16 protein-coding genes are annotated in these 14,548 nt (G+C 72.1%); 5 read left to right on the top strand and 11 right to left on the bottom strand.

Annotated elements, in window-relative coordinates:
• Positions 1 to 49: 49 nt before the first annotated feature.
• Positions 50 to 346, bottom strand: coding sequence for a co-chaperone GroES (groES, locus tag AAD528_RS14380; protein ID WP_017203655.1), 297 nt, complete (start codon positions 344 to 346; stop codon positions 50 to 52).
• A gap of 188 nt (positions 347 to 534) precedes the next feature.
• Between groES and AAD528_RS14375 the strand changes: the two genes are divergently transcribed.
• On the top strand, positions 535 to 1,737 hold the full coding sequence (locus AAD528_RS14375; protein ID WP_345752762.1) for a class I SAM-dependent methyltransferase: 1,203 nt from the start codon (positions 535 to 537) through the stop codon (positions 1,735 to 1,737).
• A gap of 259 nt (positions 1,738 to 1,996) precedes the next feature.
• Here the strand turns inward: AAD528_RS14375 and AAD528_RS14370 are convergent, their stop codons facing one another.
• The 10 genes from AAD528_RS14370 to coaA all read right to left on the bottom strand — a co-directional run bounded on the left by AAD528_RS14370 (position 1,997) and on the right by coaA (position 10,525).
• Positions 1,997 to 2,377: a hypothetical protein gene (locus AAD528_RS14370; protein ID WP_345752761.1), complete on the bottom strand. Its 381-nt coding sequence runs from the start codon at positions 2,375 to 2,377 to the stop codon at positions 1,997 to 1,999.
• On the bottom strand, positions 2,374 to 3,456 hold the full coding sequence (gene tsaD / locus AAD528_RS14365) for a tRNA (adenosine(37)-N6)-threonylcarbamoyltransferase complex transferase subunit TsaD (protein WP_345752760.1): 1,083 nt from the start codon (positions 3,454 to 3,456) through the stop codon (positions 2,374 to 2,376). Before tsaD ends, AAD528_RS14370 begins: the two co-directional genes overlap by 4 nt.
• The gene (rimI, locus tag AAD528_RS14360; protein ID WP_345752759.1) at positions 3,453 to 3,950 is read right to left on the bottom strand and encodes a ribosomal protein S18-alanine N-acetyltransferase; all 498 of its coding nucleotides are present in this window, start codon (positions 3,948 to 3,950) and stop codon (positions 3,453 to 3,455) included. Before rimI ends, tsaD begins: the two co-directional genes overlap by 4 nt.
• The gene (gene tsaB / locus AAD528_RS14355) at positions 3,947 to 4,585 is read right to left on the bottom strand and encodes a tRNA (adenosine(37)-N6)-threonylcarbamoyltransferase complex dimerization subunit type 1 TsaB (RefSeq protein ID WP_345752758.1); all 639 of its coding nucleotides are present in this window, start codon (positions 4,583 to 4,585) and stop codon (positions 3,947 to 3,949) included. Before tsaB ends, rimI begins: the two co-directional genes overlap by 4 nt.
• A 55-nt stretch (positions 4,586 to 4,640) precedes the next feature.
• Positions 4,641 to 5,522 (bottom strand): hypothetical protein, encoded by an 882-nt coding sequence (locus AAD528_RS14350; protein WP_345752757.1) that lies wholly within the window; start codon positions 5,520 to 5,522, stop codon positions 4,641 to 4,643.
• A gap of 118 nt (positions 5,523 to 5,640) precedes the next feature.
• Positions 5,641 to 6,063, bottom strand: coding sequence for a tRNA (adenosine(37)-N6)-threonylcarbamoyltransferase complex ATPase subunit type 1 TsaE (gene tsaE, locus AAD528_RS14345; protein WP_345752811.1), 423 nt, complete (start codon positions 6,061 to 6,063; stop codon positions 5,641 to 5,643).
• Between the two features lie 47 nt (positions 6,064 to 6,110).
• Positions 6,111 to 7,196, bottom strand: a complete 1,086-nt coding sequence (alr, locus tag AAD528_RS14340) for an alanine racemase (RefSeq protein ID WP_345752810.1) — start codon at positions 7,194 to 7,196, stop codon at positions 6,111 to 6,113.
• 5 nt (positions 7,197 to 7,201) lie between these two features.
• Complete coding sequence (locus AAD528_RS14335) at positions 7,202 to 7,633, bottom strand: holo-ACP synthase (protein ID WP_345752756.1); 432 nt, start codon at positions 7,631 to 7,633, stop codon at positions 7,202 to 7,204.
• A 5-nt stretch (positions 7,634 to 7,638) separates the two neighbouring features.
• Positions 7,639 to 9,492, bottom strand: a complete 1,854-nt coding sequence (gene glmS, locus AAD528_RS14330) for a glutamine--fructose-6-phosphate transaminase (isomerizing) (RefSeq protein ID WP_345752755.1) — start codon at positions 9,490 to 9,492, stop codon at positions 7,639 to 7,641.
• A 76-nt stretch (positions 9,493 to 9,568) separates the two neighbouring features.
• Complete coding sequence (gene coaA, locus AAD528_RS14325) at positions 9,569 to 10,525, bottom strand: type I pantothenate kinase (RefSeq protein ID WP_345752754.1); 957 nt, start codon at positions 10,523 to 10,525, stop codon at positions 9,569 to 9,571.
• 56 nt (positions 10,526 to 10,581) lie between these two features.
• On the opposite strand from coaA, the gene AAD528_RS14320 reads away from it, so the two are divergent.
• From AAD528_RS14320 to AAD528_RS14305, 4 genes are all read left to right on the top strand, one after another.
• Positions 10,582 to 11,826, top strand: a complete 1,245-nt coding sequence (locus tag AAD528_RS14320) for an MFS transporter (protein WP_345752753.1) — start codon at positions 10,582 to 10,584, stop codon at positions 11,824 to 11,826.
• A 4-nt stretch (positions 11,827 to 11,830) separates the two neighbouring features.
• Positions 11,831 to 12,763 carry a Ppx/GppA phosphatase family protein gene (locus AAD528_RS14315; protein WP_345752752.1) on the top strand — a complete coding sequence of 311 codons (933 nt, stop codon included), beginning with the start codon at positions 11,831 to 11,833 and terminating at the stop codon, positions 12,761 to 12,763.
• 108 nt (positions 12,764 to 12,871) lie between these two features.
• Positions 12,872 to 13,111: a helix-turn-helix domain-containing protein gene (locus AAD528_RS14310; RefSeq protein WP_345752751.1), complete on the top strand. Its 240-nt coding sequence runs from the start codon at positions 12,872 to 12,874 to the stop codon at positions 13,109 to 13,111.
• Positions 13,104 to 14,525, top strand: coding sequence for a type II toxin-antitoxin system HipA family toxin (locus AAD528_RS14305; RefSeq protein ID WP_345752750.1), 1,422 nt, complete (start codon positions 13,104 to 13,106; stop codon positions 14,523 to 14,525). Before AAD528_RS14310 ends, AAD528_RS14305 begins: the two co-directional genes overlap by 8 nt.
• Positions 14,526 to 14,548 lie beyond the last annotated feature (23 nt).

The following is a 14,548-nucleotide window of genomic DNA, read 5'->3' as shown; positions in this document are numbered from 1 at the left end:
CAGAAGGGCCCGGATCCGAGGATCCGGGCCCTTCGAGGACTGCAGCGTCTCAGCGGACGACGACCGCCAGGACGTCGCGGGCCGACAGGACGAGGAACTCGTCGGCGCCGAACTTGACCTCGGTGCCGCCGTACTTGCTGTACAGCACGCGGTCGCCGACGGCGACGTCGAGCGGAACGCGGTTGCCGTTGTCATCGATGCGACCCGGGCCCACCGCGACGACCTCGCCCTCCTGGGGCTTCTCCTTCGCGGTGTCGGGGATGACCAGACCGCTCGCGGTGGTCTGCTCGGCCTCGACCTGCTTGATGACGATGCGGTCCTCGAGCGGCTTGATGGAAACCGACACGGTGTACCTCTTCTTTCGTGTGCTTCGTACGGGAAGACTGTTTGCACTCTCCTGGGGAGAGTGCCAAGAGCAGTGTATGAGGCTTGCTGGCACTCACGCAACGCGAGTGCCAACCTTCGTCATCTCCCGGCCGCCGAGCGAGCGAAGCGAGCCGAAGCGCCCCCCCGCGACCCGCCTACGCTGGACGGATGGATTCGGCCGAGCTCGACGCCCTGCTCACGCGCGACGGGCTCGCGCTGCTCGAGTCGCTCGAGGCGACCGACTCGGCCGACGACGTCGCCCGCACGGTGTCGCGGCTGCGAGCGGCGGGGCACTCCCCCGACCTGGTGTCGGCGGTGGTCGGCCAGGCGCGCCTGCGCGGGCGCGCGGCGGGCAAGTTCGGCGAGTTCGCCTCGCGCATGCTCTTCACGCGCGCGGGCCTCGAGCAGGCGACGCGGATGTCCGTGTCCGCGCATCACGCGCACCGGATGCGCGGCGCCGCGATCGGCCGCGTCGCGGATCTCGGATGCGGCATCGGCGGCGATTCCCTCGCGTTCGCGGCCGTGGGCCTGCGCGTCCTGGCGGTGGACGCGGATCCCGTCACGGCGGCCCTCGCGGCGTACAACCTCGCGCCGTTCGGGAGCGACGTCGAGGTGCGCTCGGCGCTCGCCCAGGACGTCGACCTCGAGGGCGTCGACGCCGTGTGGCTCGATCCCGCGCGCCGCACGGCCGGTCACTCCGAGACCGCGCGGATCGCGGTGTCCGACTACTCCCCTCCGCTGGACTGGGTGTTCGCGCTCGCGGCGCAGATGCCGGCGGGCGTCAAACTCGGTCCCGGCCACGACCGCGACGCCCTCCCCGTGGGCGACGACGTCGAGACGCAGTGGATCAGCGTGGACGGCTCGACCGTCGAGCTGGTCGTGTGGACCGGATCGCTCGCGCGGCCGGGCGTGGGACGGTCCGCCCTGGTGCTGCGTGGCGACGCGGCGCACGAGCTCACCGCGCCCGCCGATGCCCCGGACGAGCCGGTGCGGGAACTCGGCGCGTATGTGCACGAGCCCGAGGGCGCGGTCATCCGCGCGCGTCTCGTGGGCGAGGTCGCCCGCGCCCTGGACGCCGGCCCGATCGCCCCCGGGATCGCCTACCTCACGGGCGACGCGGCGACAACGAGCCCGTTCGTGTCGTCCTTCCGCGTGCGCGAGGTGCTGCCGGCCGATCCGAAGCTGCTCGCGAAGGCGCTGCGCGCCCGCGGCATCGGCACGCTCGAGATCAAGAAGCGCGGCGTCGACATCGATCCCGCCGCGCTCCGCAAGCGCCTCGCGCTGAAGGGGCCGGAGTCGGCGACGCTGCTGCTCACGCGCGTGAGCGGCAAGCGCCTGGCGATCCTCGCCGACCGCGTCCCCCGCGCCTGAGGCGTTCTCTTCTCGGCCGCGCGCGGGCGAGGCTACGCGAGTCATCTCGACTCGCTGCGCCCGCTCGATAACCGGGTCGGCCGGTGTCCCCCATGGGGGAGCGAAGCGACCGTGCCGCGGATGCGGCCAACCAGCGCGCGGATGGAGCCTGCGACAGCCATCGATCGCGAGCGCCGGCGCGAAGCGTCGGTCGAGCGATCGATACGCGCGGCCAAGAAAAAAACACGCGATCGATCACGCGCGGCCTAGAAAGAACTGCTCAGACCCCCACGGCCTCCGCCGCCCGCTGCATGCCCCAGGCGATCCAGAACGCGCTGCACGCCACGGCGCCGAGGCCGAGGCCGAGCGCCCACCAAGCCAGGCCCGGCTGCGCCCGGCGCGCGATGAGCGCCACGAGCGCGAGCAGGATGGCGACGATCGCCACGGGCAGCGCCCACGCGCCGAACCACGACAGGCTGAGGCCGATCATCGCGATCGCGAGCGCCCACGTCGCGAGCCGCCCGCGCGAGCGACGCGCGGCGGCGGGCGGCGCGACCGGCATGGACGCCGCCCCCGCGTCGCGCGAAACCGTGCGCGCGGGACGCACCGAGCTCGCCTGGGCGTCCGGATCGGCGGGGTGCAGCACCGCGGGGTCCGTCATGACGTTCCCGCCACCTGGATCCGCGTGACCGGCAGGGTCGAGTCGGCGCCGAACGCGAGCGTGGACGGCGTCCGTCCCTCCGCGATCAGCTCCGCGGCGAGCGCGGCGATCATCGCGCCGTTGTCCGTGCACAGGCTCAGCGGCGGGATCCGCACAGTCACGCCTGCCGCCTCGGCCCGCGCCACCGCGACGTCGCGCAGCCGCTTGTTCGCGATCACGCCGCCGCCGAGCAGCAGCCGCGGCACGCCGTGCTGCGCGCACGCGTCGAGCGCCTTGGTGACGAGCACGTCGACGACGGCCTCCCGGAACGACGCGGCGACGTCCGCGACCGGCACGGGCTCGCCCGCGGCCTCGCGCTGCTCGATCCAGCGCGCCACGGCGGTCTTCAGCCCCGAGAACGAGAAGTCGTAGCGGTGCTTGGCCATGTCGCTCGCGCGCGACAGGCCGCGCGGGAACCGGATCGCGGCGGGATCGCCGTCGGCCGCCGCGCGGTCGATCTCGGGGCCACCGGGGTACGGCAGGCCCAGGATGCGCGCGACCTTGTCGAACGCCTCGCCCGCCGCGTCGTCCATGGTCTCTCCCAGCAGCTCGACGTCGCCGGTCAGATCCCGCACGAGCAGCAGCGACGTGTGGCCGCCCGACACGAGCAGCGCGACGGTCGGGTACTCCAGCGGCGGCGCATCCGCGTCCAGGATGTCCGCCGCGATGTGGCCGACGAGGTGGTTCACCGCGTACAGCGGCTTGCCGAGCGACACCGCGAGGGCCTTGGCCGCGCCGATGCCGACCATCAGCGCGCCGGCGAGGCCCGGGCCGCTCGTCACGGCGACGGCGTCGACGTCCTGCAGCGTGACGCCGGCCTCCGCGGTCGCGCGCTCGATCGCGGGCTGCAGCGCCTCGAGGTGGGCGCGCGCGGCGACCTCGGGCACGACGCCGCCGTAGCGGGCGTGCTCGTCCATGCTGCTGGCGATCGTGTTGCTGAGCAGGATGTTCCGCTCGCCGGGGCCTGTGCGGCCGCGGACGATCCCGATGCCGGTCTCGTCGCAGCTCGTCTCGATCCCGAGGACGAGGGGGCCGGTCATGTGCACGCTCCTGCGTCGGCGGGGTCGGGGGTGCGGGCGGCGGCCCAGGCCTCGAGGTCGAGGCGCATCACGACGGCGTCGACGTCGTCGGGCTGGTAGTAGCCGGGGCGGCGGCCGAGCTCGGCGAAGCCCTCCGACGCGTACAGCGCCTGGGCCACGGGGTTGTCCGCGCGCACGTCGAGGAACACCTCGCGCACGCGCCGACCCGCGGCGTCCTCGAGCAGCGTGGTGAGCAGCGCGCGCCCGCGGCCGCGCCCGCGGGAGGCCTCGGCGACGGCGATGGTCTGCACGTCGGCGTCGCGCGATCCGGGGAGCGCCCGCAGGCCGGCGTACCCGACGACGCGGCCCGCGAGCTCGTCGACGTAGTAGCGCGTGTGCTCGGCGGCGAGCTCCTCGCGCATCATGGGCTCCGACCATGCGTCGGTCGGGAACGAGGCGCGCTCGAGCGCCATGATCCCACCGAGATCGTCCGGAGTCGCCGGCCGGATGCTCACGCGCGCACCTTCTTCGGAGCGTGGCCGACGGTGACATCCGGCGAGCGCAGGTACAGCGGCTCGGTCTCGGCGAGCCCGCCCGTGGGCTGCCATCCGGCGGCGAGCATGAGCGCCGCGACGCGACCGACGTCCGCGGCGCGGATCGACGGGGCGTGCACGATCTCCGCGCCGGACGTCAGCGGGTCGGCGGACAGGTCGGCCGTCTGCGGGCGCAGCTCGGGCCCGGCGACGCGGCGCGGCAGGCCGCGCCCGTCGACGCCGTCGTACACGGTGACGGCGTTCTCGCGGCGGCGGGCGTCGGTGACGATCGCGAACGGGCCGGATGCCCCGGCGTCCAGGTGCCCCAGGGCCGCGGCGTCGTGGCTCGGCACCGGCACGACCGGGAGCCCGCGGCCGAGCGCGAACGCGCGCGCGGCGGCGATGCCGATCCGCAGTCCGGTGAAGGCGCCGGGGCCCATGCCCGCAGCGACATGCGTGATCCCGCCGCCCGCCTCATCCAGCGCGCGTTCGAGCAGCGTGCCGATGATCTCGGCGTGCCCGAGGGTGTTCTCGCTCTGGGCGACCGCGCGCACGGCACCGTCCGGCTCGACGACCGCGACGGTCGACCCGATCGAGGTGTCGATGGCGAGGATCACCGATCCAGGGTATCGACGCATGCTGACGGGAAGCCTGGGACGCCGACGCGCGGCGTCACTGCGCGGGAGCGGGGATCAGGTACGACGACAGGTCGACGTCGGCGGGCCGGACCGCGACGAACGCGGGCACGAGCTCGGCGAGCAGTTCGTCGATCGCGGGCGTGCACCGACCGGGCACGGCGAGGCCGCCCATCGGGTACCGGCCGACGCCGGCCTCGTCGGGACCCGTCCAGACCGTCGTGCACCCGCCCAGGCCGACGTCCTGCACGGAGACGACGGTGCCGTCGATCCGGACGTCGCGATCCCGATCGGCAGCGGGTCCGGGGGAGATCGACGACAGGCGCGAGAGCCTCCAGTCCTGCCCCTGCGCGCCGCAGCTCACGATCAGGTCGTCGTCGGCGACGGGCGTATAGCCGGCCGCCGCCACGACGTCGCACGCCGTCACGCGCTCCGCGGCCACCGGGCGCAGCAGCGTCTCGTCGCCGGCCAGCGCTCGCTCGGCGAACGCGGCGGCGGCCTCCTCGGCGGGTGAGCAGTCGGTGATCATCGGCCCGCCGTTCGAGAACGACACGACGTGGTCATCGTCGACCGGCAGGTACCAGGTGCACGTCGACTGGTCGGCGAGGATCGCCACCGCCCCACCCAGCGCCCGCTGCGGCATCCGCGCGATCTCGGCGTCCGGGCTGATGACCGACACCTCCACGTCGCGCGGTCGGCAGGTGATGTCCACGCCGGTATCCGGTGTGTCCGCACCGGCCGCCAGACACGAGTCGATCGCCGCCGCCACGCGCATCAGCTCGAGCAGGTCGCGATCCGGCAGCTCGACCGCCGCCGCCGCATCGCCCGCGGGCGCGGGGTCGCGAACCGCGCAGCCCGACGCGAGCAGCGCCGCGACGACGACGCCGACCACGGCGATGGAACGTGTGATGGTGCCCATGTCCGACTCCCCGATCTCCGCGCGACGCCGCGCAGGATCAGGATGGCGTGCGGGCATACATGCCGTCTGTCGGCCTTTCGGCTGGCAGCCGTTCGGGGGACAGGACCGGCCGGAAGCCTTACGCCTGCGCCCTCGCGATCGTCACCACGCGGGGAGCGTCGAGGTCGAGGTCCTCGGGGGAGCCGGCGGCGCCGACCGGGCGCTCGATCTCGATGTCGAACCAGGTGTCGCGGAGGCCGTCGACCTTGCCGCGGCCCCACTCCACGATCGTGACCGAGCCGTCCACGTCGACGTCGAGGTCGTCGAGCTCCAGGGCCGAGCCGAGGCGGTACGCGTCGGCGTGCACCAGGGGCGCTCCGCCGACGAGCGACGGGTGGGTGCGGGCGATCACGAACGTCGGGCTCTGCACGGGTCCCCGCACGCCGAGGCCCGCCGCGATGCCGCGAGTCAGGGTGGTCTTGCCGGCGCCCAGCGGCCCCGTCAGCACGATCAGGTCGCCGACGACCAGACTCGATCCGATCCGCTCGCCCAGCGCCTCCATGTCGGCCGACGTCGCGATCTCGTGGCGGCCGAGCAGCGCGTCGGGGATCACGCGACCACCCGCGGCACGCGCGCGCCGATGCCGGTGACGATCTGGTAGTTGATGGTGCCCGCGGCGTCGGCCCACTCATCCGCGGACGGAGCGCCGGTCGCGGGGTCGCCGAACAGCACGACCTCGTCGCCCACCGACACCGGATGATCGCCCACGTCGACGACGAACTGATCCATGGCGATCCGGCCGGCGACGTGGAAGCGCTCCCCCGCGAGCAGGACGGGACCGGATCCGGATGCCTGCCGCGGCACGCCGTCGCCGTACCCGAGCGGCACGAGCGCGAGCGTGGTGTCGCCGCTCGTGCGGTGCGCGTAGCCGTACGACACGCCCCGGCCGCCCGGCACGCGGCGGACGGCGGCCACCCGGGCGCGCAGCGTCATGGCGGGGCGCAGGCCGAGGTCGGCCGGGGGGCGGTCGGCGAAGGGCGACAGGCCGTACATCCCGATGCCGACGCGCACGGCGTCGAACCTCGCCTCGGGCAGGTCGATCGCCGCGGCGGTCGCCGCGAGGTGGCGCACGCTCGGGCGCAGGCCCGCGGCCTCGGCCGCGGCGACGCCGACCTCGAAGCGGCGCACCTGCACGCGGTCGTCGTCGGGCGTGGTGTTCGACAGGTGGCTGAAGACGCCGTCCACGCGCAAGAGCCCGTCGCGCTCGAGGCGGGCGGCCTCGGCGAACACCGTCGCCCAGTCCTGCGGGGCGATGCCGTTGCGGCTGAGGCCGGTCTCGAGCTTCAGGTGCACGGTCAGCGGTCCGGCGGTCGCGGCGGCGTTCAGCTGGTCCAGGCTCGAGATGCCGAGCTGGATGTCGTGCGCCGCGGCCGCGGCGAACGTCTCGTCGGGCGCGTGCAGCCACGCGATGACCGGCGCCGCGACGCCCGCCTCGCGCAGGGCGACGGCCTCGCGGAGGTCGGCGACGCCCAGGCGGGTCGCTCCCCCAGCGAGCGCGGCGCGCGCGACGTCGGCGGCGCCGTGGCCGTAGCCGTCGGCCTTGACGACCGAGATGAACTCGCGCGTGCCGGTGAGTTCCCGCAGCGTGCGGACGTTGTGCTCGATCGCGGTCAGGTCGATGCGCGCCTCGCGCATCCCCGTCACCGGGGCTCCTCCGGGTCCTCGGGCTCGGGCACGTCGAGGCCGCCCTCGACGGGCTCGGCGTCGTCCGCGGCGCCGCCCGATTCCGCCACGACGTACGCGATCGCCAGGCCGGCATCGTGCGACAGCGACAGGTGCAGCGTGCCGATGCCCCGGGCCGCGACGACCTCGGCGGTCGATCCGGACAGCGCGAAGCGCGGCGGCAGGCTCTCGCCGAGGCGCGCGATCTCGATGTCGACCCAGTGGATCCCGTCGGATCCGCCGAGCGCCTTGATCAGCGCCTCCTTCGCCGCGTAGCGCGCCGCGAGCGAGCGCAGCGGCAGCTCGCGCTCGTGCGCCGTGAACAGGCGCTCGAGCAGCTTCGGCGTGCGCTCGACCGTGCGCTCGAACCGCGGGATGTCGACCAGATCGACCCCGATGCCGACGATCATCCGGCCTACTCGACCGTGACCGACTTGGCGAGGTTGCGCGGCTGGTCGACGTCGAGGCCCTTGGCGTTGGCGAGCCCCATCGCGAAGATGTGCAGCGGCACGACGGCGAGGATCGGCTCGAACAGCGGCGACGCGAGCGGGATGCGCAGCACCTCGTCGGCGTGCGGCAGCACGGCGGCGTCGCCCTCCTCCGCGATCGCGATGACGCGGGCACCGCGCGCGCGGATCTCCTGGATGTTCGAGACGACTTTCGAGTGCAGCTCGGGTGCGCCGATCGGCGACGGCACCACGACGAACACGGGCAGACCCGGCTCGACCAGGGCGATGGGGCCGTGCTTGAGCTCGCCTGCGGCGAAGCCCTCGGCATGGATGTAGGAGATCTCCTTGAGCTTGAGCGCGCCCTCGAGCGCGATCGGGTAGCCCACGTGGCGGCCGAGGAACAGCACCGAGCGGGTGTCGGCCATCCAGTGCGCGAGCTGCGTGATCCGCTCCTGCTCGTTGTCGAGGATCCAGCGGATCTTCTCGGGCAGGTCGTGCAGCTCCTGGATCGCGTCCGCCTGGATCTCGGCGGTCACCGTGCCGCGCACGCGGGCGACGTGCAGCGCGAACAGGTACAGGCCGGTGATCTGGGCGACGAACGCCTTGGTCGATGCCACGGCGACCTCGGGGCCGGCGTGCAGGTACACGACCGCGTCGGATTCGCGCGGGATCGTGGCGCCCTGCGTGTTGCAGATCGAGAGGGTCTTGGCGCCCAGGCGCGTGGCCTCCTTGACGGCCATGAGCGTGTCCATGGTCTCGCCCGACTGGCTGATCGAGATCACGAGCACGTCGGGGCCGACCAGCGGGTCGCGATAGCGGAACTCGTGCGCAAGCTCGACCTCGACCGGGATGCGCGCCCACTGCTCGATCGCGTACTTGCCGACGAAGGCCGAGTACGCGGCGGTGCCGGCGCCGACGATCACGATGCGCGAGATGCCCTGGAACAGCTCGTCCATGCCGTCGAGCTCGGGGATGACGACCTGGTCGTCGTGCACGCGGCCGAGCACCGTGTTGGCGACGGCCTCGGGCTCCTCGGAGATCTCCTTGGCCATGAAGCTCGGCCAGCCGCCCTTGTCGGCGGCCTTCGAGTCCCACTTCACCTCGAACGGCTCGGGCTCGACCTGGTTGCCGGCGAAGTCCGTGACGGTGACGCCCTCGGGCGTGATCGCGGCGATCTGGTCCTGGCCGATCGCGAGCGCGTTGCGCGTGTGCTCGACGAACGCCGCGACGTCCGATCCCAGGAAGTTCTCGCCCTCGCCGAGGCCGATCACGAGCGGCGAGTTGCGCCGGGCGCCGACCACGAGGCCAGGCTGGTCCTCGTGCATCGCGAGCAGCGTGAACGCACCCTCGAGGCGGTTCACGACGGCACGGAACGCGGCGACGAGATCGCCGTCGTGCGCGCGGTACTCGCGGCCCAGCAGCACCGCGGCGACCTCGGTGTCGGTCTCGCTGCGGAACGTGTAGCCCTCGCCACCCAGCTCGGCCTTGAGCGCCGAGAAGTTCTCGATGATGCCGTTGTGGATGACGGCGAGCTTGTCGTCGTCCGCCAGGTGCGGGTGAGCGTTGGTATCGGTGGGGCCGCCGTGCGTGGCCCAGCGGGTGTGGCCGATGCCCGTCGTGCCCGCGGCGATGGGCCGCTCGGCGAGCTCCTCGCGCAGCATCGCGAGCTTGCCGGCCTTCTTCGCCGAGTGCAGGGATCCGTCGCCGTCGATGATCGCGATGCCCGCGGAGTCGTATCCGCGGTACTCCAGACGGGCGAGGCCCGCGATCAGGATGTCCTGGCTGTCCCGAGGACCGACGTATCCGACGATTCCGCACATGTGGTCGATCCTATGGCGCACTTCTGAGAGAAGCGCGCGCGGCCGCCGCTGGTCACGCGCGCCGACGCCCTGGCCCTTACAGCTTGCGCAACAGCACCGACTCGACGGAGTGATCCGCGCCCTTGCGCAGCACGAGCGACGCGCGGTGCTTGGTCGGCAGCACGTTCTCGATGAGGTTCGGCAAGTTGATGTCGTTCCAGTACCCGCGCGCGGTCTCGATGGCCTCGGCGTCGGTGAGGTGCGCGAACACGTTGAAGTGCGACGCGGGGTTCGAGAACGCGGCGGCGCGCAGCGCCTTGAACCGGTCGATGAACCACTGCTCGATGTGCGCCGCGTCGGCGTCGACATAGATCGAGAAGTCGAACAGATCGCTGATCGCCACGTCGTTGGGCGCGGGCGGCGGCTGCAGCACGTTGAGGCCCTCGACGATCACGACGTCGGGCCGGCGCACGACCACGTGCGCGTCGGGCATGATGTCGTACTTCATGTGCGAGTAGAAGGGCGCGCGCACCTCCTCGACGCCGCTCTTCACCTTCGTGAGGAAGTCCACCAGCGCGCGCCGGTCGTACGACTCGGGGAAGCCCTTGCGCTCCATCAGCCCGCGCCGCTCGAGCTCGGCATTCGGGTACAGGAAGCCGTCGGTGGTGACGAGCTCGACGCGGGGCGTGTCCGACCAGCGGCTCATCAGCTCGCGCAGCAGGCGGGCGATGGTCGACTTGCCGACGGCGACGGATCCCGCCACGCCGACGACGAAGGGCGTGGTCGAGTCGTCGCGGCCCAGGAAGCCGCTGACCTCGCTGCCGAGGCGCCGCGTCGTCTTCGCGTAGATCGACAGCAGCCGGCTGAGCGGCAGGTGCACCTCGCGAACCTCGGTCACATCGAGGCGGTCGCCGAGGCCCCGCAGCTGCACGACCTCGGCCTCGGTGAGCGGCTGATCCATGCCCGCCGCGAGGCGCGACCAGTCCTCGCGCGCGATCTCGCCGTACAGCGAGAGCTGTGTCGGGAGGAAGGATGCAGCGCTCATCGGACCCATGGTATCGGCCGCCGCGGCGACGACCCGAGCGCTCCCGCGTCGGCGAGGATGGGCGGATGGGCTTCCGCGAGAGCGCCGCGATCCTGCGCCAGCGCAACTTCGGTTGGTTCTTCGCCAGCCGCTTCGTCAACATGGCGGGCAGTGCGATGTCGCACATCGCCCTGGCGTTTGCGCTGCTCGAGGTCTCCGACTCCCCTACGGCGCTCGGCCAGGTGATCGCCGCGCACACGATTCCGATGGTCGCGCTGCTGCTGGTGGGCGGCGTGATCGCCGACCGCTTCCCGCGTCGCGTGGTCATCCAGCTCGGCAACGTCCTGAGCGGTCTCGTGCAGGCGTCGCTCGCCGCGCTGGTCCTGACGGGCGTCGCGGAGATCTGGATGCTCGTGGTCCTGTCGACGATCCACGGCGTGGCCTCAGCGGCGACGTTCCCCGCGATGCAGGGACTGGTGCCGCAGCTCGTGACTCCGGCCCACCTCAAGGAGGCGAACCTCCTGCTGTCGATGAGCCGCGGCGCCCTGACGATCCTCGGACCGTCGGTCGCGGCGGCGCTCGTGGTGGGGGTCGGCGGCGGCTGGGCCCTCGCGATCGACGCGGCGACCTGGCTGATCGCGGCCGTGCTGCTGGCGGGAGTGCGGATCCCGTCGCGCGAGCAGCCGGCCGCGTCACCCAGCCTGGTCCGCGAGCTGCGCGAGGGCTGGACGATGTTCCGCCGCACCACGTGGCTCTGGGTGATCGTCGCGGCGTTCTTCGTGCTCAACGCTATCCACACCGGTGCCATTGGCGTGCTCGCTCCGGCGTTCGCGAAGCAGACCGAGACGATCGGCATCGGCGGATGGGGCCTCGCGGCCTCCGCCGAGGCCGTCGGACTGCTGCTGATGACGCTCGTCCTGATGCGGATGACGCTGCGGCATCCGCTGCGGGCGGGGATGATCGGCATGGCGCTCATGTCCGTCCCGCTGCTGATGCTGTCCGTCTGGCCCGAGCGGATCCCACTGATCCTCGCGATGGCGGCTGCGGGGGCGGGGATGCAGGTGTTCGGCCTCGGGTGGAACCTCGCGATGATGGAGAACATCCCCGAGAAGATGCTGTCGCGGATGTCGTCCTACGATGCGCTCGGATCCTTCGCCGCGATGCCGGTCGGACAGCTCGCGTACGGCCCCCTCGCGGTGGCGTTCGGCGCCGCGAATGTCTTCGGCACGAGCGCCGTCGTCTACCTCGTCGTGTGTCTCGCCGCGCTGTGCGTGCCCGCGGTCTGGCGACTGCCGCGCGTGCAGGTCGAGAAGCCCGCGCCGATACCCTGACCCCATGCGCCTCGGAGTTCTGGACATCGGATCCAACACGGTCCACCTGCTGGTGGCCGAGGCGCATCCCGGCGGCCGCCCGCTCGCCGCGTCCAGCCATCGCACGGTGCTGCGCCTGATGCGGTACCTGACGCCGGCGGGCGCGATCTCCGAGGAGGGCGTCACGGCCCTCGTGGCCGCCGTGACCCTCGCCCGCGACCTCGCCGCGGCCGAGAACGTCGAAGAGCTGCTGCCGACCGCGACCTCCGCCGTGCGCGAGGCCGCGAACGGCCCGGAGGTCATCGCGCGCATCGAGGAGGCTCTCGGCCAGCCGCTGCAGGTGCTGGGCGGCGAGACCGAGGCGCGCTTCACGTTCCTCGCGGTGCGACGCTGGTTCGGCTGGTCGGCGGGACGCATCCTGCTGTTCGACATCGGCGGCGGATCGCTCGAGATCGCCGCGGGCGACGAGGACCTCCCCGACTACGCCGAATCGGTCGCGCTCGGCGCGGGCCGGATGACGCTGGCGTACCTGATGGAGGATCCGCCGGGCGAGAAGGCTGTCGCGAAGCTGCGCGAGCACGCCGCCGAGACGCTCGCGCCGGTCGCGAAGCACCTGAAGGGCCGGCCGAAGCCGGATCACGTGGTCGGGTCGTCGAAGACGATCCGCTCGCTCGCGAAGCTCGCGGGGCATCCGCGTCCCGGCTGGTCGGGCGTGGAGCGCATGGTGCTGCCGCGCCAGTCGCTGGGTCAGTGGATCCCGCGCCTGGCGAAGATCCCCGCGGCTGTCCGCAAGGAGCTGCCGGGCATCACGCCCGAGCGCACGGTGCAGATCACGGCGGGCGCGGTCGTGCTGCACGAGGCCATGAAGGCCCTCGGCGTGAACGAGCTCGAGGTCTCACCCTGGGCGCTCCGCGAGGGCGTCATGCTCCGCTACATCGAGGAGCTCGGCTGGGCGTAGGAGCGCAACGCCGAGCTTCGGCTGGACTACGAAAACGTAGTTCTAGCATGTGACTACATTTTCGTAGTTTTGAGCTACAATGAGAAAAACGTAGTGAGGCGGGAGCCGATGGACAGGGCACGAATCACCGATCCCCGCATCCTCGGTCTCACCTTGCGCGAGGCGCGGGTACGGGCGGGCCTGACGCAGGAAGAGCTCGCGGAGCGGCTCGAGATCAGTCAGCGGTACATCTGGGAGCTCGAGTCGGGCAAGAACGCGAAGGTCCTCGTCCGCATCCTTGAACTTCTCGACGAAGTCGGCGCGGTCATGTACGTCGACGTCCCAGACGAGGCTGCGCACCGTGGGTGACCTGCGGGTCGAGCTCTACGGAGAACTCGTCGGCACGCTCGTCGCCGCGACGGGCGACTTCGTCGCGCACGACGCGGCCATCAAGCGCTTCGGCCTGAACAGCACCATCCTCTCGCTCGCCATCCCTCTCGGTTCGCCGGCTACGACGGCGTCGCGCCAGCGCGCCAGGAACTTCTTCTCTGAGCTGCTGCCGGAGGGAGACCAGCGGGAAGCGCTCGCCCGACAGGCGGGACTCGCCGAGGACGACGTGGTCGGCCTGCTGCGCGTGTACGGACGCGACGTCGCGGGGGCCCTCCAGATCTGGGATCCCGAGTCACCGGGCGAGCCCTCGACGCCTGCACTGCAGCCTCTCAGCGAGGCGGACGTCCGCACGCTTCTCGAAGACGTCTCGCGCACTCCCCTGGGGAACAAGCCCGCTGACGCGCACGGGCGTCGCGGCAAGACCTCGCTCCCCGGAGTCCAGACGAAGATCGTGCTCGTCAGGACTCCGGACGGATGGGCGCAGGCTCTCGACGGGTATCCGTCGACGCACATCGTCAAGCCCATCGTGCCGCGGTATCCAAGCATGATCTTCGATGAGGAGTACGGCAGCAGGTTCGCCCGACGACTGCAGCTCGCGGGCTTCGCGACGACCCTCGAGGCGTTCGCCGGCCTCACGGCGCTCGTGATCGAGCGGTACGACCGGTCCCCGGACATCCCCCAGAACCGCGTTCACCAGGAGGACTTCAATCAGGTCCTCGGGCTTTCGAAGAATCAGAAGTACGAAAGGTACGCCCCGGACCGCAGACGGGGCCTCGGCGAGGTCGCCTCGCACCTGGGCAGGCAGGACCGGCGGACCCTTGCCCGCATGGTCGTCCTGTCCGTGGCGCTCGGCAACCTCGATCTTCACGCCAAGAACATCTCGCTGCTGCACCTCCTCGACGGGCGAGTGGAGCTCGCTCCGATGTACGACGTCGTCCCCCAGACGTTCCAGCCCAATGATGGCGAGATGGCGTTCTCGATCAACGGTGAGTTCGAGCACCGCCTGCTCACCCGGGAGCATCTCGTCGCGGAGCTCGCGGGCTGGGGAATGCGGAGCCCCATGCAGCTCATCTCCGAGGTGCTCGTCGACGCGCGTCGCATCGCGGACGAGGAGCGGCCTCACCCCGCCGCGCATCCCGGGCTGCAACACGTCGTGATCGGCATCATCGACAACCTCCTCGCCGGCCGCGCAGCAGGCGACGACGGGTCGGGGACGTTTCATGCGCCTCTCCGCACGGAGCGCGCCGACCGTGGGGGATGGGCGTGGGCGAACCCGGTTCAGGATCGCGCACCGGTGCCGGAATCGCGCCCCGGCGAGGTCTGGGTGGGCCCCCACATCCGGCGGGGGCGAAAGGTGGACGGACACTGGCGGTCCCGCCGCCGCCCCTCGTGACTCTCGCCGGTTGAGCGACGAGT

The organism is Microbacterium rhizophilum (assembly GCF_039605615.1).
Classification (GTDB): domain Bacteria; phylum Actinomycetota; class Actinomycetes; order Actinomycetales; family Microbacteriaceae; genus Microbacterium; species Microbacterium rhizophilus.
This window is presented reverse-complemented; position numbering and strand designations above follow the sequence as displayed.

What these genes read in the sequence shown, in the direction of transcription:
- AAD528_RS14375 (WP_345752762.1), top strand. Translation starts at nt 535, where the DNA reads ATGGATTCGGCCGAGCTCGACGCCCTGCTCACGCGCGACGGGCTCGCG.
- AAD528_RS14310 (WP_345752751.1), top strand. Translation starts at nt 12,872, where the DNA reads ATGGACAGGGCACGAATCACCGATCCCCGCATCCTCGGTCTCACCTTG.
- AAD528_RS14350 (WP_345752757.1), bottom strand. Translation starts at nt 5,522, where the DNA reads ATGGGCACCATCACACGTTCCATCGCCGTGGTCGGCGTCGTCGTCGCG.
- tsaD (WP_345752760.1), bottom strand. Translation starts at nt 3,456, where the DNA reads ATGACCGGCCCCCTCGTCCTCGGGATCGAGACGAGCTGCGACGAGACC.
- AAD528_RS14315 (WP_345752752.1), top strand. Translation starts at nt 11,831, where the DNA reads ATGCGCCTCGGAGTTCTGGACATCGGATCCAACACGGTCCACCTGCTG.
- glmS (WP_345752755.1), bottom strand. Translation starts at nt 9,492, where the DNA reads ATGTGCGGAATCGTCGGATACGTCGGTCCTCGGGACAGCCAGGACATC.
- AAD528_RS14335 (WP_345752756.1), bottom strand. Translation starts at nt 7,633, where the DNA reads ATGATCGTCGGCATCGGGGTCGATCTGGTCGACATCCCGCGGTTCGAG.
- coaA (WP_345752754.1), bottom strand. Translation starts at nt 10,525, where the DNA reads ATGGGTCCGATGAGCGCTGCATCCTTCCTCCCGACACAGCTCTCGCTG.
- AAD528_RS14370 (WP_345752761.1), bottom strand. Translation starts at nt 2,377, where the DNA reads ATGACGGACCCCGCGGTGCTGCACCCCGCCGATCCGGACGCCCAGGCG.
- alr (WP_345752810.1), bottom strand. Translation starts at nt 7,196, where the DNA reads ATGCGCGAGGCGCGCATCGACCTGACCGCGATCGAGCACAACGTCCGC.
- AAD528_RS14320 (WP_345752753.1), top strand. Translation starts at nt 10,582, where the DNA reads ATGGGCTTCCGCGAGAGCGCCGCGATCCTGCGCCAGCGCAACTTCGGT.
- tsaE (WP_345752811.1), bottom strand. Translation starts at nt 6,063, where the DNA reads ATGGAGGCGCTGGGCGAGCGGATCGGATCGAGTCTGGTCGTCGGCGAC.